At 48.1% G+C, this 18,412-nt stretch carries 17 protein-coding genes; 10 read left to right on the top strand and 7 right to left on the bottom strand.

The features are described from left to right. Positions 1-544: 544 nt before the first annotated feature. Together KWJ01_RS23125 and KWJ01_RS23120 are read right to left on the bottom strand one after the other, a co-directional pair. Positions 545-1,486, bottom strand: coding sequence for a serine hydrolase (locus tag KWJ01_RS23125; protein WP_224999500.1), 942 nt, complete (start codon positions 1,484-1,486; stop codon positions 545-547). Positions 1,487-1,679: 193 nt separating this feature from the next. Further along, the gene (locus KWJ01_RS23120) at positions 1,680-2,942 is read right to left on the bottom strand and encodes an ABC transporter permease (protein ID WP_224999499.1); all 1,263 of its coding nucleotides are present in this window, start codon (positions 2,940-2,942) and stop codon (positions 1,680-1,682) included. 125 nt (positions 2,943-3,067) lie between these two features. Here KWJ01_RS23120 and queA point away from each other — a divergent pair, with 125 nt between their 5' ends. Together queA and KWJ01_RS23110 are read left to right on the top strand one after the other, a co-directional pair. After that, the gene (gene queA, locus KWJ01_RS23115) at positions 3,068-4,114 is read left to right on the top strand and encodes a tRNA preQ1(34) S-adenosylmethionine ribosyltransferase-isomerase QueA (protein WP_224999498.1); all 1,047 of its coding nucleotides are present in this window, start codon (positions 3,068-3,070) and stop codon (positions 4,112-4,114) included. Between the two features lie 71 nt (positions 4,115-4,185). Continuing rightward, on the top strand, positions 4,186-4,905 hold the full coding sequence (locus KWJ01_RS23110) for a 2-C-methyl-D-erythritol 4-phosphate cytidylyltransferase (RefSeq protein WP_224999497.1): 720 nt from the start codon (positions 4,186-4,188) through the stop codon (positions 4,903-4,905). A 54-nt stretch (positions 4,906-4,959) separates the two neighbouring features. On the opposite strand, the gene KWJ01_RS23105 is transcribed toward KWJ01_RS23110, so the two are convergent. After that, complete coding sequence (locus KWJ01_RS23105; RefSeq protein WP_009196519.1) at positions 4,960-5,181, bottom strand: DUF2795 domain-containing protein; 222 nt, start codon at positions 5,179-5,181, stop codon at positions 4,960-4,962. Positions 5,182-5,450: 269 nt separating this feature from the next. Further along, on the bottom strand, positions 5,451-6,920 hold the full coding sequence (locus KWJ01_RS23100) for a DUF349 domain-containing protein (RefSeq protein WP_224999496.1): 1,470 nt from the start codon (positions 6,918-6,920) through the stop codon (positions 5,451-5,453). A 154-nt stretch (positions 6,921-7,074) separates the two neighbouring features. On the opposite strand from KWJ01_RS23100, the gene ettA reads away from it, so the two are divergent. The 3 genes from ettA to KWJ01_RS23085 all read left to right on the top strand — a co-directional run bounded on the left by ettA (position 7,075) and on the right by KWJ01_RS23085 (position 10,023). Continuing rightward, positions 7,075-8,757, top strand: a complete 1,683-nt coding sequence (gene ettA, locus KWJ01_RS23095) for an energy-dependent translational throttle protein EttA (RefSeq protein WP_224999495.1) — start codon at positions 7,075-7,077, stop codon at positions 8,755-8,757. 183 nt (positions 8,758-8,940) lie between these two features. Then, complete coding sequence (gene cutA, locus KWJ01_RS23090) at positions 8,941-9,249, top strand: divalent cation tolerance protein CutA (protein WP_224999494.1); 309 nt, start codon at positions 8,941-8,943, stop codon at positions 9,247-9,249. A gap of 90 nt (positions 9,250-9,339) precedes the next feature. Then, the gene (locus KWJ01_RS23085; protein ID WP_224999493.1) at positions 9,340-10,023 is read left to right on the top strand and encodes a hypothetical protein; all 684 of its coding nucleotides are present in this window, start codon (positions 9,340-9,342) and stop codon (positions 10,021-10,023) included. Between the two features lie 160 nt (positions 10,024-10,183). On the opposite strand, the gene KWJ01_RS23080 is transcribed toward KWJ01_RS23085, so the two are convergent. Beyond that, positions 10,184-11,155 carry a zinc dependent phospholipase C family protein gene (locus KWJ01_RS23080; RefSeq protein WP_255651193.1) on the bottom strand — a complete coding sequence of 324 codons (972 nt, stop codon included), beginning with the start codon at positions 11,153-11,155 and terminating at the stop codon, positions 10,184-10,186. 246 nt (positions 11,156-11,401) lie between these two features. Here KWJ01_RS23080 and rpsT point away from each other — a divergent pair, with 246 nt between their 5' ends. Together rpsT and radC are read left to right on the top strand one after the other, a co-directional pair. Then, positions 11,402-11,653 carry a 30S ribosomal protein S20 gene (rpsT, locus tag KWJ01_RS23075; RefSeq protein ID WP_224999491.1) on the top strand — a complete coding sequence of 84 codons (252 nt, stop codon included), beginning with the start codon at positions 11,402-11,404 and terminating at the stop codon, positions 11,651-11,653. Positions 11,654-11,769: 116 nt separating this feature from the next. Continuing rightward, a complete protein-coding gene (gene radC, locus KWJ01_RS23070; protein ID WP_224999490.1) occupies positions 11,770-12,477 on the top strand; it encodes a DNA repair protein RadC in 708 nt (235 codons plus the stop codon). A gap of 234 nt (positions 12,478-12,711) precedes the next feature. Here radC and KWJ01_RS23065 read toward each other — a convergent pair whose 3' ends face one another. Continuing rightward, positions 12,712-13,515, bottom strand: a complete 804-nt coding sequence (locus KWJ01_RS23065) for a PIG-L family deacetylase (RefSeq protein ID WP_224999489.1) — start codon at positions 13,513-13,515, stop codon at positions 12,712-12,714. A 153-nt stretch (positions 13,516-13,668) separates the two neighbouring features. Between KWJ01_RS23065 and KWJ01_RS23060 the strand changes: the two genes are divergently transcribed. The 3 genes from KWJ01_RS23060 (at position 13,669) to rlmN (ending at position 17,300) form a co-directional block, all read left to right on the top strand. After that, positions 13,669-14,805, top strand: a complete 1,137-nt coding sequence (locus KWJ01_RS23060) for a serine hydrolase (protein ID WP_224999488.1) — start codon at positions 13,669-13,671, stop codon at positions 14,803-14,805. A 123-nt stretch (positions 14,806-14,928) separates the two neighbouring features. Continuing rightward, positions 14,929-16,134, top strand: a complete 1,206-nt coding sequence (locus tag KWJ01_RS23055; RefSeq protein ID WP_224999487.1) for a J domain-containing protein — start codon at positions 14,929-14,931, stop codon at positions 16,132-16,134. Positions 16,135-16,199: 65 nt separating this feature from the next. Beyond that, positions 16,200-17,300: a 23S rRNA (adenine(2503)-C(2))-methyltransferase RlmN gene (rlmN, locus tag KWJ01_RS23050; RefSeq protein WP_224999486.1), complete on the top strand. Its 1,101-nt coding sequence runs from the start codon at positions 16,200-16,202 to the stop codon at positions 17,298-17,300. A gap of 179 nt (positions 17,301-17,479) precedes the next feature. On the opposite strand, the gene KWJ01_RS23045 is transcribed toward rlmN, so the two are convergent. Beyond that, positions 17,480-18,400 carry a rhomboid family intramembrane serine protease gene (locus KWJ01_RS23045; protein WP_224999485.1) on the bottom strand — a complete coding sequence of 307 codons (921 nt, stop codon included), beginning with the start codon at positions 18,398-18,400 and terminating at the stop codon, positions 17,480-17,482. Between the last annotated feature and the right edge of the window lie 12 nt (positions 18,401-18,412).

Raw genomic sequence — 18,412 nt, 5'->3', positions numbered from 1 at the left:
TGGTTACACCATTACATCCAATAAAAAAATAATATTTGACAAAAAAGAGAATAAAAGTATAAATAAGCACATAAACAGTAGTATTATATCAGCAAAACCTATAAATAGATACACCTTGCTTCAATACATTTCCTGCCCATAAACAGCTGAAACAGAACCATAACAACAGAAACATTAAAGCAAAATTTAACATTGAATAATGTTTCCGGGCTAATGAGAATTAATCATGGTAAAGCATTCAATTATCAGAAGAAAGCATGTTTTACTCCTGTAATTAGCGGAAAGATAATGTGATCTTTTCGTACAGATTATTCGAGTTTTACGCTGGCCCTAAGCATGATGCCAGGCAAAAAACATTGTACTCCCCTGAATCAGGCCATACTTTTTTGTATGGATATGCTACCGATCAGACTGTGCCTGATGAATACTTTTGCATCTGAACTATGATGAATTTTGCCCCTGGGCAAAGGCCCTTTTCAGGCCGAAGGGTGTTCGTCAGACACAGCCTTTAAAACAGGCGCTGAATTAAATTAACTGCAGCATTTTAATGATGCCTCCACTTTAATGCCTCAGGTGGTGCCTGCCAGTCAGATCCTGGCTCAAAGTGGTTCCATAAGAGTGCAGAAAGCTTTCGGATCAACTCCCAGCCTTCATTGCTTGTTTCATAACTTTCGTCCTGCTGGTTTTTGGTGATGATGCAGAAAACGTAGTCACCGGATGGCGCATTTACCAGCACCACTTCGGCGCGGGTTTGGTTTACGGAACCCTGCTTGGAAGCTGCCTGTATGGTGGGTGGCAGCTGGCTAAGGGCCACATCATCCCAAAAAATATTACAGAGATTGCGGTACAAACGATCACTGGCGGCGGGGCTTATTACTTTACCCTGCCTGATCTGCACCAGCAGACCTGCCATTTCCCGGGGCGTGGTTTGCCCCCACCCCATTTTGCTCCAGTTTGCTTTTCTGCCCGGTGTTCTGGAATTTACCCGGGTGTGTACGTAGCCATTTTCCTGCAGCCAGTTATTGATAGCAGTGCCGGTACCTGCCAGTTGTTGTGCCCACAGGCTTGCTGTGTTATCGCTGGTAGTAAACATAAGCATCGCCACCTTGCTAAGCTTTACGGCTGCACTATCTTTGAAGGAGCCCAGCAAATCTTCTCCCTCATATAGAAGCGAATCCCTGTATAGCAGCGGCTGATTCAGGTCTAGCTCTCCGGCCTCTATCTTTTTGAAGAGGCCTATGGCAATGGGAATCTTAATCATGCTGGCTGTGGGAAAAAGCGTATCAGCTTTGATAGCCGCAGTATTACCTTTAGCAAGGTGGTGCACATAGATGCCAACATCGCCCCTAAAGCCACTGACTAAGGTCTCCAGCTTTTGTTGTAGTAGCCGATCCTGCCTGCCAGGTGCACGGAGCTGCTGAGCATGTAGGTTGTGGTAAAAAAAGCCTCCCAGCAACAGCAAAATTAACAGAAGTTTAGGCTGCATAAACACCTCATGATTTAAAGTCAATATACAGAGAATTGACTGGGGAAACAGAATAAACAAACATCAATCTCTGGGCAAGCATTGGTTTCAGTAGCTCTCCTGCAGAATCTATAGCCGGAACAATACGCTTTACACATGAAAAAAGCTCCCCTTCATTCGGCAGGGGAGCTCTTCTATCCAAAACAAACCAAAACTAAGTAGTACGAATTGCTGTAACAGGATCCATACGGGCAGCCGACCAGGCAGGCCACAAGCCTGAAATAACACCCACAATAGCTGCCACCAGTAAGCCAACAATCACGTTACCCGTTGTTAGAATAAGGTTAAAGGTTCCCATTTCAAAAACCAGCGGCGCCAGGCTAATAATTACGAACACCAGTACAAGACCTGCAATACCACCCAACAGGCTTAAGAAAATGGCTTCGAACAGGAACTGCAGCAGAATAAAGTAATTTTTCGCACCAAGAGATTTTTGTACACCAATCTGGTTAGTACGCTCCCGCACCGATACAAACATAATATTGGCAATGCCAAAGCCCCCAATCAGGATAGCAAAGCTGCCTATAATGGCACCTACTATGGAAATAGCTGCAAAAATGCTCGATACAAAATCGGCCAGCATCTGTGGCTTGTTGAGTGCAAAATTATCTTCTTCCCTGGGTCTTAGGCCACGCCTTTGCCGCATCAGGCCCCGCACCTCTGCCTCCAGGGTTTCCAGCTGCGGCCCCTCCTGTTCGGTGCCTTTAATGGCAATGCTGGAACCCACACCCTCATATTTACCAGAGTAAAACACCTTCTGAAACGCTTTATAAGGAATAAAAACATTCTGATCGTTGCTGGGTGCATCCAGCAGGTTTTCACCCACCTCTTTCATAACCCCTATAACCCTAAAGCGCCTGCCCTTCACGGAGATCTCTTTGCCGATAGGGTCTTTGGTAGCGAAAAGCTCATCGGCCACCTTAAACCCAATTACCGCCACGCTTTGCCCGGTTTGCTCCTCAATTTGCGTAAAATACCGGCCAGTATTTACGGGTATGTCAGCTACATCCTTATGATCGTAAGAGATGCCATTGAAGTAGATATCGGAACTGTTACTCCCCCACTTGGCAATGGTTCTGCGGCCGGCCTGTATACTTACCGCCCGGGCATTCTGCAGCTTGTCCTGTAAAAATTCATATTCTTCATAAACAGGCTGAGGGCGGTTTATGTATTTCCACCAGGGATAATCTGGCGAAAAGCTCCAGGGCCATTTTTGCACATATACCACCTTGTCGCCTACAAACGAAAGGCTTTGCCTAACACCTGCCTCCAGTGAATCTACCACTGAAAAAACAAGAATAACGGTAAAAATGCCTACTGTTACGCCCAGGAGCGAAAGTATGGTCCGCAACAGGTTGCTCCTTAGCGCTGAGAGCGCAAAGCGAAAGCTTTCAAAAATTAATCGGATGGTTTTCACTCTTTAAGGCTAAGTGTTTAAAAACAATTTTGCAGAAAACTTGCTATTTACATAGAGATTCGTAATTGAAACTTGTAGCTTTGCAAGCTTAAACAAAAGCGCACAACAGGCTTTTAAAAATACCGATGAAATTATCAGAATTCAAATTCGATTTGCCCGCAGGTCTATTAGCGTTATATCCGGCCGAAAACCGTGATGAATCGCGTCTGCTGGTTTTGCACCGCAACACCGGCCAAATCGAACACCGCATTTTTAAAGATGTAGTTGAGTACTTTAATGATGGCGACGTAATGGTGAGCAACAACACCAAGGTGTTTCCTGCCCGCTTATATGGCAACAAAGAAAAAACAGGCGCCAAAATTGAAGTGTTTTTGCTACGCGAGCTAAACCGCGAAATGCACCTTTGGGATGTACTTGTAGATCCTGCCCGCAAGATACGTGTAGGCAACAAACTTTACTTTGGCGACGGCGAACTGGTAGCCGAAGTTATTGACAATACCACCTCTCGTGGCCGTACCATCCGCTTCCTGTTCGATGGCTCTCACGAAGAGTTTTATAAAATGATCGACTCCCTGGGAGAAACCCCGCTTCCGCGTGAAATTACCCGCGATGTGGAGCCTGAAGACCGCGATCGCTTTCAGACCATTTATGCAGAGCATACCGGCGCTGTTTCGGCCCCTACTGCAGGCCTGCACTTTACGCCACACCTGCTGAAGCGCCTGGACCTGAAGGGTGTTTCTGTAAACCCCATTACCCTGCACGTTGGCCTTGGCACCTTCCGCCCAGTAGATGTGGAAGACCTTACCAAGCACAAAATGGACTCCGAAAACTTTAAGGTGCCCGAAAAAACTGCCGTAAAGGTAAACGAAGCTCTTGACAACAAACGCAGGGTATGTGCCATTGGCACTACATCTATGCGTGCACTGGAGAGCAGCGTATCGGCCAATAACCGCCTGAAGCCAACCGAAGGCTGGACGGATAAATTCATTTTCCCTCCTTACGATTTTAAAATCTGTAATGCACTGATCACCAACTTCCATATGCCAGAGAGCACCCTGCTTATGATGGCCTGTGCCTTTGGTGGCTTTGAAAATGTAATGAAGGCTTACCAGGTAGCCATCGAAGAAAAATACCGATTCTTCACCTATGGCGATGCCATGCTGATCATATAAGTCAGCCAGCCTTTTTGAAGATACCCTGTCAGAGCTTCGGCAATTTGCCGAAGCTTTTTTATTTTCCCCCCATGAATCTCCAATCTCCCTCCACCCAGCTCTATGCCATTATTGTTGCCGGCGGCAGTGGCAGCCGCATGCAGTCGCAACTGCCAAAGCAATACCTACCCCTGCTGGGCAAACCTATATTGATGCACACCCTGGAGGCCTTTAAAGCAGCTTCTGCCAGCCTTCAGCTGGTGCTGGTGCTGCCTCAAAACGATTTTGGCTTCTGGAAGGAACTTTGCGAAAAACATAGCTTTTCTCTGCCTCACCAGCTGGTAGCCGGAGGCAACAGCCGCTTTCAGTCTGTTCGTAACGGACTGGCGCAGGTACCACCTGAAGCACTCGTGGCCATACACGATGGTGTACGGCCCCTCATTGGTCCGGGTATTATCATGGAATCATATCGCGTGGCTGCAGAAAACGGATCAGCAGTGGCAGCCGTTCCGCTCAAAGACAGCATTAGGCAAGTGCAGGCCGATGGAAGTAGCCAGAGCCTTAAGCGGGAGGCATACAGGCTGATGCAAACACCGCAGACCTTTCGTGCTGCAGCCATACACAAAGCCTACCAGGCCCCGGAGCAAACTCTTTTTACCGATTGTGCCAGCGTTGCCGAAGCGGCCGGGCAGGCTATTTTCCTGGTAGAGGGCTCCTACCGGAATATTAAAATTACAACGCCCGAAGACCTGTTGTTTGCTGAAGCATTGCTGAAACAAGAAAAGGGCAGTACTGAAGCACCAAGCCTGTAAGATCCTTAGCAGTTCCTGTAAAAAATTAAACCCCGCTTTAGGCGGGGCTTCATGTTAGTATTCATCTTCGTTGAAGAAAAAATCTTCTTTAGTAGGATAGTCGGGCCATATTTCTTCAATGCTCTCATATGGTTGTCCGTCGTCTTCCAGCTCCTGCAGGTTTTCTACTACCTCCAGCGGGGCACCGGACCGGATAGAGAAATCGATCAACTCATCTTTGGTTGCTGGCCAGGGAGCATCTTCCAGGTAGGAAGCCAATTCTAGTGTCCAGTACATGCGTATCCTCCTTTAATTATTGTTGTTTTAAGTTATTTACTCTGGTAGTATCAGGTTTGTAGACCGTACAATTAATACAGGCCTAAAAGTTCAGGGAATCAACAATTTTTTAAGCAAATATGCCACTCAACGTAATAAATCCCCATTTATTGATGATTTAGCTCTTTTTATTAAGTGCTAAAGTTGTAGGGCTATACGACTAGAGAATCGGCAGGTTGTGCTATTTGGTAAAAAGCTTTGTTATTTCAAAGCAGGTTTAAGGGGTAAAATCATGAATTTGCCTGCTGCTGAAGTTCTTCCAGCAACATTTTCTTGATCTTTACCTTTCTCTGCTGCGAACGGAGCTTAGTTTCCATCATTTTAGCAACATCGCTGCTGCCGGGGCTTGTCATGGCCATATTTTCCTGGTAGGTCTGCAACTCCCTTTCGTCACGGCTTAGCAAATCGCGCAGAAGCCGCATTTTTTGCCGTGCCTGTTCCTGTATACTTTCCTGTTCTATACCGGGTATCTTGGCATAGGCCAGTTTATTCAGGAAGTGTTTTTCCCTTAGCAGGTTGCCGGTATCGAACAGCTGTTCAGAAATACGCGCCACCTCAGGCGTGCGGGCAAACCCAAGTGCCTTATACTCGTTTTGAACTGCCTCTACTGCCTGCACTGCGTTGCGATCGTGCGGATCGATGCCCCGCATGCGCTCCAGCAGTGCACGACGTTCTTCCAGGCGCTCCTCGCCTGTGCCGCTTGTACTGCCATACTGCCGCTGCGGACGATCGCCATAGGAACGGCCTCCCTGCGGACGGTCGTAAGACCTGCCCTGTCCCTGTGGGCGCCCCTGCTGATAGCTGCTGCTGCCACCACCCTGGTAACTGCCGCTACTGCCCTGGCTACGACCACCGGAGTAGCCGCCACCCTGGGTGCGCTCGCGCCCGCCCATTGGCCGGCTGCCACCAGGCCTGTCGCCGCCAGCATGGCGCTGCGGACGGCCCTGTTGCATTACCGGGCGGGTAATACGCTGAATTTCGTAAAGCAGCGGCTTATAGATCTCTGCCGGAATTTTACCAATATCGCGCCAGCGTTGCTGAATGTTACGCACATCATAAAGTGCCTGGCGTGAATTAGGCTGCATTACAGCACGCTGGGCCTCAATGATCAGCATTTCGTACTGCTTCTGGCGCTCATCCAGCATTAGCTTACGGTCTGCAAAGAATGCACTACGCCTGTCGAAAAAGCCCTGCAACAGGTCATTGAATTCTTCTTCAAACTTATCCTGATGCTCAGGATCGAGACTGCCGGTACGCAGCCAGCGCATCTTCAGGTCTTTTGCCAGCTCGGCACCTGCTTTCCAGTCGGTCATTTCCCGCAGGGGCTCTGCTTCGGCAAGCAGCGCAGTTTTTATTTCCAGGTTTCGCTCACGGTTTTGCTGAATTATTTCGCGAATATAATTTTCCTGCTGTTCCAGCCGCTCGTGCAGGGCTTCAAAATCGCCCAGGCCCTCGTATTGGGGCAGCGTTTCTTTCAGGTGCAGCAGCTTCATGAGGTAAGAGCCTTTGTTAGACTTCTCCTGGATATCCTGCTCCAGCTGATTTATTTTTTCTACTAACTGCTGATAACGCTGCTCGTAATAAGAAAAAGCCGCCTCTGGGGTATCTTTTACCTCACCAATTTCCAGTGCCGGATGCTCACCAAATGCCTTACGGTAAACCTTACCGTCCTGAACATAACCATAGGGATGTTCTGCCACGCTTGTAATAGGTTATAATGTTATACAATTTCACCGGAGGCTATCACCATTAGTACGCTAGCTTCCGCATTTCCCGAAAAATAATTAATTCCGGCCAATTGGGGCAGCAAAAATAATTAAATTTGCATATTGACCTACTAATATATCAGAAAGCATGAGTGCCGAAAAAATTATTTTTTCAATGTCGGGCGTCAGCAAGGTTATTCCGCCTAAACGCCAGATCCTGAAAGACATCTATCTCTCCTTCTTTTATGGAGCCAAAATTGGTGTTTTAGGCTTGAATGGTGCCGGTAAATCTACCTTACTGCGCATTATAGCCGGCATCGATAAAGAATACCAGGGCGAGGTTGTATTTTCTCCGGGCTACAGCGTGGGCATGCTGCAGCAGGAGCCTCAGCTCGATCCTGAAAAAACAGTTCGCGAAGTTGTGGAAGAAGGCGCAGGCGAAGTAGTAGCCCTGCTTAAGGAGTTTGAAGAAATTAACCTGGCCTTTGCCGATCCTGCCGTAATGGAAGATCCGGATGCCATGGATAAGCTTATAGAAAAGCAGGCCAAGGTACAGGAGCAACTGGATGCCCATAATGCATGGGAGCTCGACACCCGCCTGGAACGTGCCATGGATGCCCTGCGTACCCCTCCCGGCGATGCAAAAATTGCCAACCTCTCCGGTGGTGAGAAACGTCGCGTAGCCCTTTGCCGCCTGCTGCTGCAGGAGCCCGATGTACTGCTGCTCGACGAGCCAACCAACCACCTGGATGCCGAATCGGTACACTGGCTGGAGCAACACCTGCAGCAATACAAAGGCACTGTAATTGCCGTAACGCACGATCGTTACTTCCTGGATAATGTTGCCGGCTGGATTCTGGAGCTGGACCGCGGCGAGGGTATTCCTTGGAAAGGCAACTATAGCAGCTGGCTGGAGCAGAAGAAAACACGCCTGGAGAAAGAGGAAAAAACAGAAAGCAAACGCCAGAAAACACTGGAGCGCGAGCTGGAGTGGGTGCGTATGTCGCCTAAGGGCCGCCATGCCAAATCCAAAGCCCGTATCAGCAATTACGATAAACTCCTTAGCCAGGATATAAAGGAAAAAGAACAGAAACTGGAGCTGTTTATACCGCCGGGGCCACGCCTGGGCAGCAAGGTTATAGAAGCGCATGGCGTGAGCAAAGCCTTTGGCGATAAGCTCCTGTTCGAAAACCTCGATTTTCAGCTACCACAGGCAGGTATTGTAGGCGTTATCGGACCAAACGGTGCCGGTAAAACCACCCTCTTTCGCCTGATTACAGGCCGCGAAAAAGCCGATGCAGGTACCTTCGAGGTGGGTCCTACTGTACAAATTGCCTATGTTGACCAGGAACACAGCAACCTGGACCCCAGTAAATCTGTTTTTGAGAACATCAGCGGCGGCAACGACCTGATGATGCTGGGCAACCGCGAAGTAAACAGCCGCGCTTATGTGAGCAAGTTTAACTTTGGCGGTGGAGACCAGGAGAAAAAAGTTGGCATTCTTTCCGGTGGTGAGCGTAACCGCGTGCACCTGGCCATGGCCCTGAAACAGGGTGCTAACCTGCTGCTGCTTGATGAACCTACCAACGACCTGGACGTAAACACCCTCCGGGCGCTGGAAGAAGGTCTGGAAAACTTTGGTGGCTGTGCTGTGATCATCTCGCACGACCGCTGGTTCCTCGACCGTGTGGCTACCCACATCCTGGCCTTTGAAGGCAATTCGCAGGTATACTTCTTCGATGGCAACTACACCCAGTACGAAGAAAACCGCCGCCAGCGCCTTGGTACAGATGCCACGCCTAAACGTATCAAGTACAAAAGCCTTGTGTAAACTGCTATTTGTTTAATGAACTGGTTTTAAAACATCAGGCCCTTAAATCTATAGCTGTATCAAACCAGCATAATCCTCCGCCCACCTGCGCGGAGGATTTTTTTGTAGGCTGAATCTGTAACATTCAGGGGCATACCAACCTTGTAAGTATAGGGATGAGCAAGAAATCCTTAACTCCTGTGTATGGTCCTGATCTACGTTAGCCTTTCTGAAGATTCACAAGCATCCAAGTTAGCAGAACAACTATTAATGCAGCGGCTCGCCAATCACATCAACATCATTCGCAATAATGAGTGCATGATGTATAGTGCAGGAAAGGTTCAGAAATCCTACCAGACTATTCTGCTCATCAAAACAAAAGCAACTCTCTACAAGCTTATTGAGGAAAGGATACAGGCCCTGAACATAAGCCCCACCCCTAGAATTTTTTCAGTGCCCATGACACAGTTGGATGCTGATTACCACTCCTACCTCACAAACGATATCCTTTAACCAGGCATACATGCTGCTTTTAACCCACTTTTTTTCATGGCATGCAACCAATAGCTCTCGAGCAGCATCTAGCTTAAAAAAAGCATTGCTATGAAAAGATTTGCCTACACCCTGTTTGCCTGTTTACTAATAAGTCTTAGCTCCTGCCTGGAAATAACCGAGCAGGTACGCGTGCGCGAAAATGGCTCCGGACAATTTACATTCACTGTTGATATGAGCGAGGCCGAACCCCTGCTGGAGATGGTAAAGGGTTTTTCGGAAGAGGCAAATCCAGACCAGGTAAGCTCCGATCTGAAAACCGGCATGGAAGATGCTCACCAGCGCCTGCAGTCGGTTAAAGGCATACACCAGGTTGCACTCATCCGCTCAGATAACGGACTGCTCTCCGGCATTACCTTTGAGTATGACAACATAGATGCCCTGAACAAAGCCATTAATGTAGTGCAAAACAACAAGCCCGAACTGCAGGAGGCTTACTTTGCCTGGAATGGAAAACAGCTGCACCGCCTCAATACCTTAAAAATTGAGAATGAGATCAGGAAAAAAACAGGCAGCGACCTGAATGGCCTGGACCTGACCGTGAACGGCAAAAGCATGAAAGAAATGATGAACAGCATGGTATACCGCACCGAGTACACTTTTGACCAGCCCATTAAGAGTATCAGCAACAGCAACGCTACCCTTAGTGCCGATAAACGAAAAGTTACCCTGGAGCGCTACCTGTTGGATGATACGCGGAAGGCAAACAGCCTGGAGAACATAATTAAGTTGTAAGGGTGGGTTAGGGAAAGGAGGTTTGGGATATGAGCCAGGAGGCCAATACCAGCTGCAGGGGCTGATAGATACTGTGGCAGGAAAAAACGCCTAAACGCAGAAAAGCCTGATGCCAGCCACTACAGTAGCTCACACCTCATACCCCAAACCTCACACCCCCTCAATATTCATGCTCCCGCTGCAGCGAATGCTCTTTGTGCTGCCAGAGGATTTTGTCTGCTTCCAGCTGGCGGATCTGTTCTTCAGTAAGGGGCTTTTTAAGCAGTTGCTGGAGGTTAGGCTGGCCGGCATCTACCCAACTGGTATACCAGTAATCTGCCACCATTTTAATGGAGCGTCGCATTTGCCGCTCCACCTGCCCCCGGAGCATTTGCTGGTAATCCCTGGAGAACTCGCGGCTGTAGGTGCGCACCATCAGGCCGTTACGCTCTTCGTAGGTCCACTTTTTTTCTTCGGAATATTGCCGACTAAGCTCTTTTTCAAAGGCTAGCACAGAATCAAGGGCAAGATGTGCCTGTGCCACCCCCTGCCAGATATAGTGCTGCGGATTATCTATGTACTGGGCTTTTCCTATCCAGAACTCCCACGCCCCTGCAAAAAGCTCTGGCAGCCGCGATTCCCAAAAGCCATGTATGCCGCGCTGGCCTGTAAGTTGCCCGTTGTAGTTCACGGTTGTGTGCAGGGGCACATTGGCGTCGGCTACATAATGGCCTAAATCAGCAGAAAGGCGTAAAATTGCATCTACATCCTGCCTGCGAAAGGCTTCTGTAAGCCAGCCTTTTGTTCTGTACACATGCCAGGGCACAATGCCATAGGCCCGCAGGGTATCTTCCGTATACAATTCTGTTGCCTTTTGCCAGGAGCGAGGCATTTTATAGAGGGCACTGTCTCCGTATACATCCAGGTCAATGTAGTGCCGCTCGGCTTCGCCCTCCACTGCATAGCGCCTGCGGTCGGGGTTAACGGCATTTTCTGTAATGAACAGGATGTGGTGTTTATAGAAGGGAAGCATTTCGGGAGGCAGGGAAAAAACGGCCAGCCTGTTGATCAGCTGGTGCCCGAAAAAACCCCAAAAATCAGTACGGTCTCCGGGTACTGCCGCCAGTGGAAACAGCAAAAACAAGATCAGCAGCCTAACTCTCACCTTAGCACTTAGTAATTAAGTTAAATTTTTCATTGCAGCTGTTCTGGCGCCAATGATTCCTTCTGCAGGGGGCAGTACAGCATACAGGGCCCTCTTTTGGAGGAACAGCAAGAGGCTAAGATTTGTTAAATACGGAGCTTCAGTATTTTAAAGCTGGCACATAGTTTTGTAAATATTAATTCTTATGCTATCTTTGCAGACTCAAATTGAAGATTAGGCTAACGGAAATAAGGAATGGCACACCACAAATCAGCACTGAAGAGAATTCGGTCAACTCAAGCCAAGAGGCTGCGGAACCGTTATCAGGCTAAAACAACCCGCACGTTCATCAAGAAATTGAAGAATACACAAGACAAAGCAGAAGCACAAGAGCTTCTGAAAACTGTAACTTCAATGCTGGACAAGCTGGCGAAGAAAAATGTTATCCACAAGAACAAAGCTGCTAACAACAAAAGCAAGCTGGCTCGCCACGTAGCTACCCTGTAATTGTAGGATAATCTAAAAGCATTTGAGGCTGCCCCACTGGCAGCCTTTTTTGTTGCTATTAGTGGCTGCTTTTAAACAATTTAGCTGTGGCTGGCCTTTTTTAAACAAAAAGCCGCATGGAAAGCCCCGAAGACCGCTTAGACCGTATAAGCATCCGAAACTGGGCAGAAGAAGATCGCCCCAGAGAAAAATTGTTATTGAAAGGAAAGGCAGCCCTTAGCGATGCAGAGCTTATGGGCATTCTTATTGGTTCCGGCACACGCTCCATGTCTGCAGTAGATGTATGCAAGCTTATACTGCAAAAAGCCGGCAATAACCTTAATGAGCTGGCACGGCTTTCGGTAAAAGATCTGCAAAAATTTAAAGGCATTGGCGAAGCCAAGGCCATTACCATTGTGGCTGCACTGGAACTGGGCCGCCGGCGCAAAGAATCTGATCCTGTAAAACGCATTAAGATCACCAGCTCGCAGGATGCCTATGATGCCATTAAGCCCGAACTATGGGATAAGCAGCAGGAAGAGTTCTGGGTGTTGCTTTTAAACAGGGCAAACCAGGTGATGCACAAAGCCCAGGCAAGCCTTGGAGGTGTATCTGGCACTGTTGCCGATCCTAAGATTATTTTCAAACTGGCCCTTGATCACCTGGCTTCTGCCATCATTCTCATACACAATCACCCAAGCGGAAACCTTAAGCCAAGTGAAGCCGACCTTAGGCTTACAAAGAAGCTGAAAGAAGCCGGTAGCATGCTGGATATTCCGGTGCTGGACCACCTCATCTTTACCGACCACAGCTACTACAGTTTTGCCGATGAGGGCACCCTTTAAACAAAAATTCCGCAGCCTGTGTGAAAGCTGCGGACATTTCCTCCCCTCAATATTGTATGCTATTAAAGCCTGGTTTTTCAGCTGGCATTAATTTTATAAAACTATAACGACAACATTATCAATATGTTAAAACATACAACAAAATTTTAACACAAAATGCGCTGAAAGTCTTGCCAGCTTTACAATTGTATAATCGTTACTTAATAATTTTAGTAAACATTACACAAAAGTAGTTTACTTAGCTTTTTGTTTTTGTGTCTGGCGGGTAGACTGACGCAAATCTTCCGCCCCTCTGCCAGGCTTGCCGGCAGAGTTGGGATCAGTTGCTAACTTAGCTGCAAGATCATTCAGGGGAGGGTTATGTTTTTCTCCCCAGATCTCAAAATATACCGTGTTCCCAATTTTTTCTACCACACCAATTTCTTCAATAGTCTCCTGGTAGGTTTCGTAGCAGTTCAGCGCCTTTTTAAGAACCTCGATATCCTGCTCCCTTAGGGATAGTGCGCAGTCAACTTCCGATGGCATGGTCTGCTTCAGGCGTATGCCCATAGTGTGCACTGCAGGCCCCTCCTCATCTTTTAACGTAAAAAATGCCAGGCGCTTCAGGTAGCTGGCACCTTCGTCTTTCATCTGCAGGTACAGGCGCTTGATCACAGCATGCATCACCAGGTGATCGTGAAAACCGCTGATGCCATGTACAGGGTATGAAACCACTATATCGGGCCTAAGCTGTTCTATATGCTGCTGTATAACAGCCTCTATTTCCCTGGGATCCATTTCTTTAAGGCCACTATCGGGTAAATCCAGCACCTTCATACTGGTAAAACCAACGGTTTCCTTTACGGCCAGCATTTCTTTATAGCGGATCTCGCCCATTTGCTCTACGCTTACACCCAGCTTATGCCGCTGTTTTGTAGCTCCGCCACGTGTAAGGGTAAGCAGGTGTACCTCATGTCCCTGCTCTAACTGCTGGTACATAGCCGCCACCGGACCAAAAGATTCATCGTCGGGATGAGGAAAAATGTATAAGTACTTCATAATAAACAGTGTTGCAACGGTAAGGAGTGTTACAACGGTAAAGAAAACTATAAACTTTTTGTTTGGTAGTATTTATCTAAAACATTATCAGATATCTTAACCTCTAAATCCAAAAAAACGTACTGTAGATTTACCGTTCAATAACTGGCAATTATGAAAAAAGCCCGTGTGGTTATCATACCTGTAGTGGTAATATTACTTTTTTATCTGTTTGCGCCTACCTATTTGCGGAAGGCATTTACTTATTTCACTCCAGATATTGATGATTATACTGTTTTTGAAAACAGAGAGGTACGAGCAGGTTTTGAGGAGGAACCCTGGACCAAACGTGCAGATTTTAACAGAGTAAGCCTGCCCGACACCCTGCTTGAAAAAATTAATAGCCTTGAGCCGGTAGCGCTTTTACTCATAAAGGACGGTAGCCTTGTTTTTGAAAAGTACTGGGAGGAGTACGGCCCCAGTTCTTACTCTAATTCTTTTTCTGTAGCCAAGAGCATTGTTAGCCTTTTGATAGGCATTGCGGTTCAGGAGGGGAAAATTAACAGTCTGGATGACCCCATTGGGCAGTACCTGCCAGCATATAAAGGCCAGCCAGCCAGCATACGGCACCTGCTTATGATGAGCAGCGGCCTGGACTGGAATGAATCCTACTCCTCTCCTGCCAGCGTTACCACCAAAGCCTATTATGGAGATAACCTCCGTGAGCTCCTGAACAGTTTAAGCATTGTTGATATACCCGGAGAAGTGTGGAACTACCAGAGTGGCAACACACAGCTACTGGCCATGATCCTGGAGAAGGCCACTGGCCTTAGCCTTAGCGAGTATGCTTCGCAGCGACTCTGGAAACCCCTGGGAGCCTCCGAAAATGCACTCTGGAGCCTGGATGAACCCGATGGCATTGAAAAAGCCTACTGTTGCTTTAACTCAAATGCACGTGATTTTGCCAGGATTGGGCAGCTGGTACTCGATAGTGGCCAGTGGCAGGGCAGACAAGTGGTTCCAAAACCCTACCTGCGCAAGGCACTTTCGCCACAAACGCAACTTATTGACGAGGAGGGCCATCAGGTTGATTACTATGGGTACCACTGGTGGCTTATCCCCTACAATGGCGAACTTATTCCCTACGCCCGCGGAATTTTAGGCCAGTACATTTTTGTTTTTCCCAGAGAACGCGCTGTACTGGTACGGCTGGGGCACGAACGTGACAGCGAGTATATTAACGCTCATCCTGCAGATGCTTACCTGTACCTGGAAACTGCCCGTTATTTGATGGAACATTACAGCAACTAAACAAAGGCTGAAAACTAAACATCAAAACCACAGCCCAGGCCGTTATACCTCTGGAAGAAAAATTTTAGTTAAGTACAGTGCACCAGCCCCAGGGCAGTGCACTTGTTGTAATCAAAGATTGATTTGGTAAACTACTACCACATATTAGGATTAAGCCGGACTGCTACCCAGGTAGAGGTGAAAGCCGCCTACCGGAAACTTGCCCTGCGCTACCATCCGGATAAAAACGGAGGGAGCAGTTATGCAGAAGAACGTTTCAAGCAAATAAGTGAAGCCTACCGTGTACTTTCTGACCCACGCAGAAAAGCCAGACACGACTGGGCACTGGAGTACGAGAACTACCAGCAATCCCAGCCCCAGACAAGTTGGGAGCCCACACCCGCAGGCAGCACTGCAACCGAGGCTCAAAGAGCCGGCACCCGCCGCAGGCGTGCACCAAGGCCGGCGTTTAACTCACGCTATAATATTATCACCACAGCCTGGGCATTTGGTATCTTCTTTATCATAGCAGTGGTTGTTGTAGGTGTATCAATCTGGAACACCCACCGCCTGGAGCAGCTGGAAGCAGAGAGAGCCCGCGAGGTACAGGAGGTATACCAGCAGGCAAAAGAACAGTTTGGGCAGGGCAACTACAGCTTTGCACTGCAGCTCCTGCAGAACATAAATAGCTTTGCGCCCGGATCGCAAAAAGCAAGTCAGCTGGAAGCCTATATTCTGCACACCCTGGAAAAAGAAGGATTACAGAATTACAGCCTGGGCAATTACGAACAGGCAGCCGAACAACTGGAGCTCCTGACCAACCATTTAACGGAATACCGGCCTGTGGTATTTGCACACCTGATCTCAAGCTATGAGGTAATGCAAAATTATGAGGGAGCCATCCGCGCCTATAAGTCTGTTATTAAGGCGGAGCCCCGCACCATTGAGGCCCGCAACCGCCTGGCCATGATCTATGCCGAACACTATAAAGACTTTGATACTGCCCTGCAGTACTACCAACAGGCCAGTGAACTGGTAACAGATCAGTATAAAATTGAGTATGGCAAAGCCTATGCCTTAACGGTAAACCCTGCCAATACACCAGATAGCCATTACCAGTTGCACTGTGGCCTGGCGAAGGTTTACATCACGCAGGGCATGTTACAACAGGCCGAGTCTGCCCTGAAATGGGCTGTTTTTTTGCGTCCGGATGAACCACTTGCCTATTATTTAATGGGCATCAAGCATCGTGAGGCTCATGATATGCCTGCTGCCTGCCGCTCCTGGCAAGCCGCCGCCGACAAAGGTTATGGCCAGGCCGATGGTTTCCTGGCCGAGTACTGTAAGTAAAGAACCATTCCCGGGTAGCTTCTGTTGTATATCGGCTATCAAAGCCTTTCTATTATATTTGTAACATGGCTACCGCAACTACTACTAAAACAGACATAAGAAAGCTCAGTCTTGAGCAACTAAAAGAAGCGCTTGTGCAGATGGGCGAGAAACCTTTCCGCGCCAAACAGGTGTGGGAGTGGCTCTGGAAGAAGTCTGCCGGTAGCTTCGAAGAAATGACCAACCTTTCCAAAGGGCTACGCGATCAGCTGGAAGCAGGCTTTGTGATCCATCCTTTAACAGTTGCTTCCAAGCAGGTAAGCAGCGATGGCACGGTAAAATCTGCCTTTCGGCTGCACGATACACACCTGGTGGAGGGTGTACTTATTCCGGCAGATGACCGCATGACGGCCTGCGTTTCTTCGCAGGTGGGCTGTTCATTAACCTGTAAGTTCTGCGCAACCGGCTACATGGACCGCAAGCGTAACCTGGAGGCCTCTGAAATCTACGACCAGGTGGTTACCATCAGCCGCCAGGCCGAAGAGCACTTCGGGCATCCACTTTCCAACATTGTATTTATGGGCATGGGCGAGCCCCTGCTGAACTATCAGAACGTGATGAAAGCCATTGACCGTATTACGGCCGAAGATGGCCTGAACATGGCTGCCCGCCGTATTACGCTAAGCACTGCCGGCATTGCCAAAATGATCAAAAAGCTGGCCGATGACGAGGTAAAGGTAAACCTGGCCCTGTCGCTGCATGCAGCGAATGATGTAAAGCGTAACCAGATTATGCCTATCAACGAAAGCAACAGCCTGGAAGCGCTGAAAGAGGCACTGCAGTACTACTACAAAAAAACGCATAACCCGGTTACTTTCGAATATATTGTATTCTATAACTTTAACGACACCCTGCAGGATGCCGAAGAGCTTTACCGCTTCACCAAAGCAGTGCCCAGCAAAGTAAATATCATAGAGTATAACCCAATCAAAGAAGCTAGTTTTGTAAATACAGGCGAGGATAAGCTGGATGCCTTCAGCAACTACCTGCGCAACAAAGGTGTAAATGTGCATGTACGCCGCAGCCGAGGCAAGGATATAGACGCTGCCTGCGGCCAGCTGGCCAACCGCGATGGAGAAAAAGCAGCCGACCAAGCAGCTACAGCAACCGAAACAGCAACAGCATAATATCAAAAAAGCCCCGGATCATCAGGTCCGGGGCTTTTTTGTATCTGTACAATTCCTGTACAAGGTATATTGACTGAACCGGTGCTTAGCCTCTGCTGCCGGTATAGACCAATGACTAATCCATTGCATCACCTCACCCACAACAGTAACCACATCTAAGCCCCTCATTAGCTCATTACTTACCCTTTCTTACTGGCATTAAAGAGTTTTTGCTTTTCTTCTTTGCTTAGGCTTTCATAGCCATGGGCAGAAATCTTGTCCAGAATAGCATCTATTTCTTCCTGGGTAGCCTTGCCAAAAGAGCTTGGTTGTTGCTGCTGTTGCGCCCTGTGGGTAGTGCGGCTGGCAGTATAAGCTTTCTCCCTGCGGTGGCTTACCTTAATATGAGGCTTGCGGTCAAACAGGCCGGCTATCCAGCTAAAGCTGTTTGAGATCCAGGCACCAAAATCGCGGCCATTTTTAAGCTGCATAATATACAGATAACCGATGGCAGCACCACCCAGGTGGGCCAGTTCTCCGCCGGCATTACCACCTTTAAGCCCCAGAAAAGACTTAAGCACAATAAAGATGAGTGCGATGTATTTGATTTTAACAGGCCCTAAAAAGAGCAGGAAGAAAGAATGGTTAGGTGCCAGGGTTGCTGCTGCCAGCACAATGGCAGAAACACCCGCCGATGCACCGTAGAGGAAGCCTGTTCTGCCCTGGAAGGGAGGTAAAATATTATAGAAGATCAGGAAAAAGAGTGCGCCGGCAAGTCCGCCCAGCACATAGGTATTTACAAAGCGCTTACTGCCCAGGTACTCTATTACCAGCTGGCCAAACCAGTACAGGAACAGCATGTTAAAGAGGATGTGAAAGAAATCCTCATGCACAAACATATAGGTAAAGATCGTCCAGGGCTTTACGATCAGCTCTTCAAATTCAGAAGGAACCGAAATCCACTGCATAACACTCCAGAACACTTCGCTTCCGGCCAGGTAGGCTATAACGCTAAAGATCGCCAGCACCAGGTAAATGATGATGTTGATCAGTAAGATCCTGTAAAGACCATTATTAGGTCTCTTAAAGGCATATTTAAGTTCTTCAAAAAAGCTGTTCATAGTTTAAGTACA

The organism is Cesiribacter sp. SM1 (genome assembly GCF_020178975.1).
Lineage (GTDB): Bacteria > Bacteroidota > Bacteroidia > Cytophagales > Cyclobacteriaceae > Cesiribacter.
This window is presented reverse-complemented; position numbering and strand designations above follow the sequence as displayed.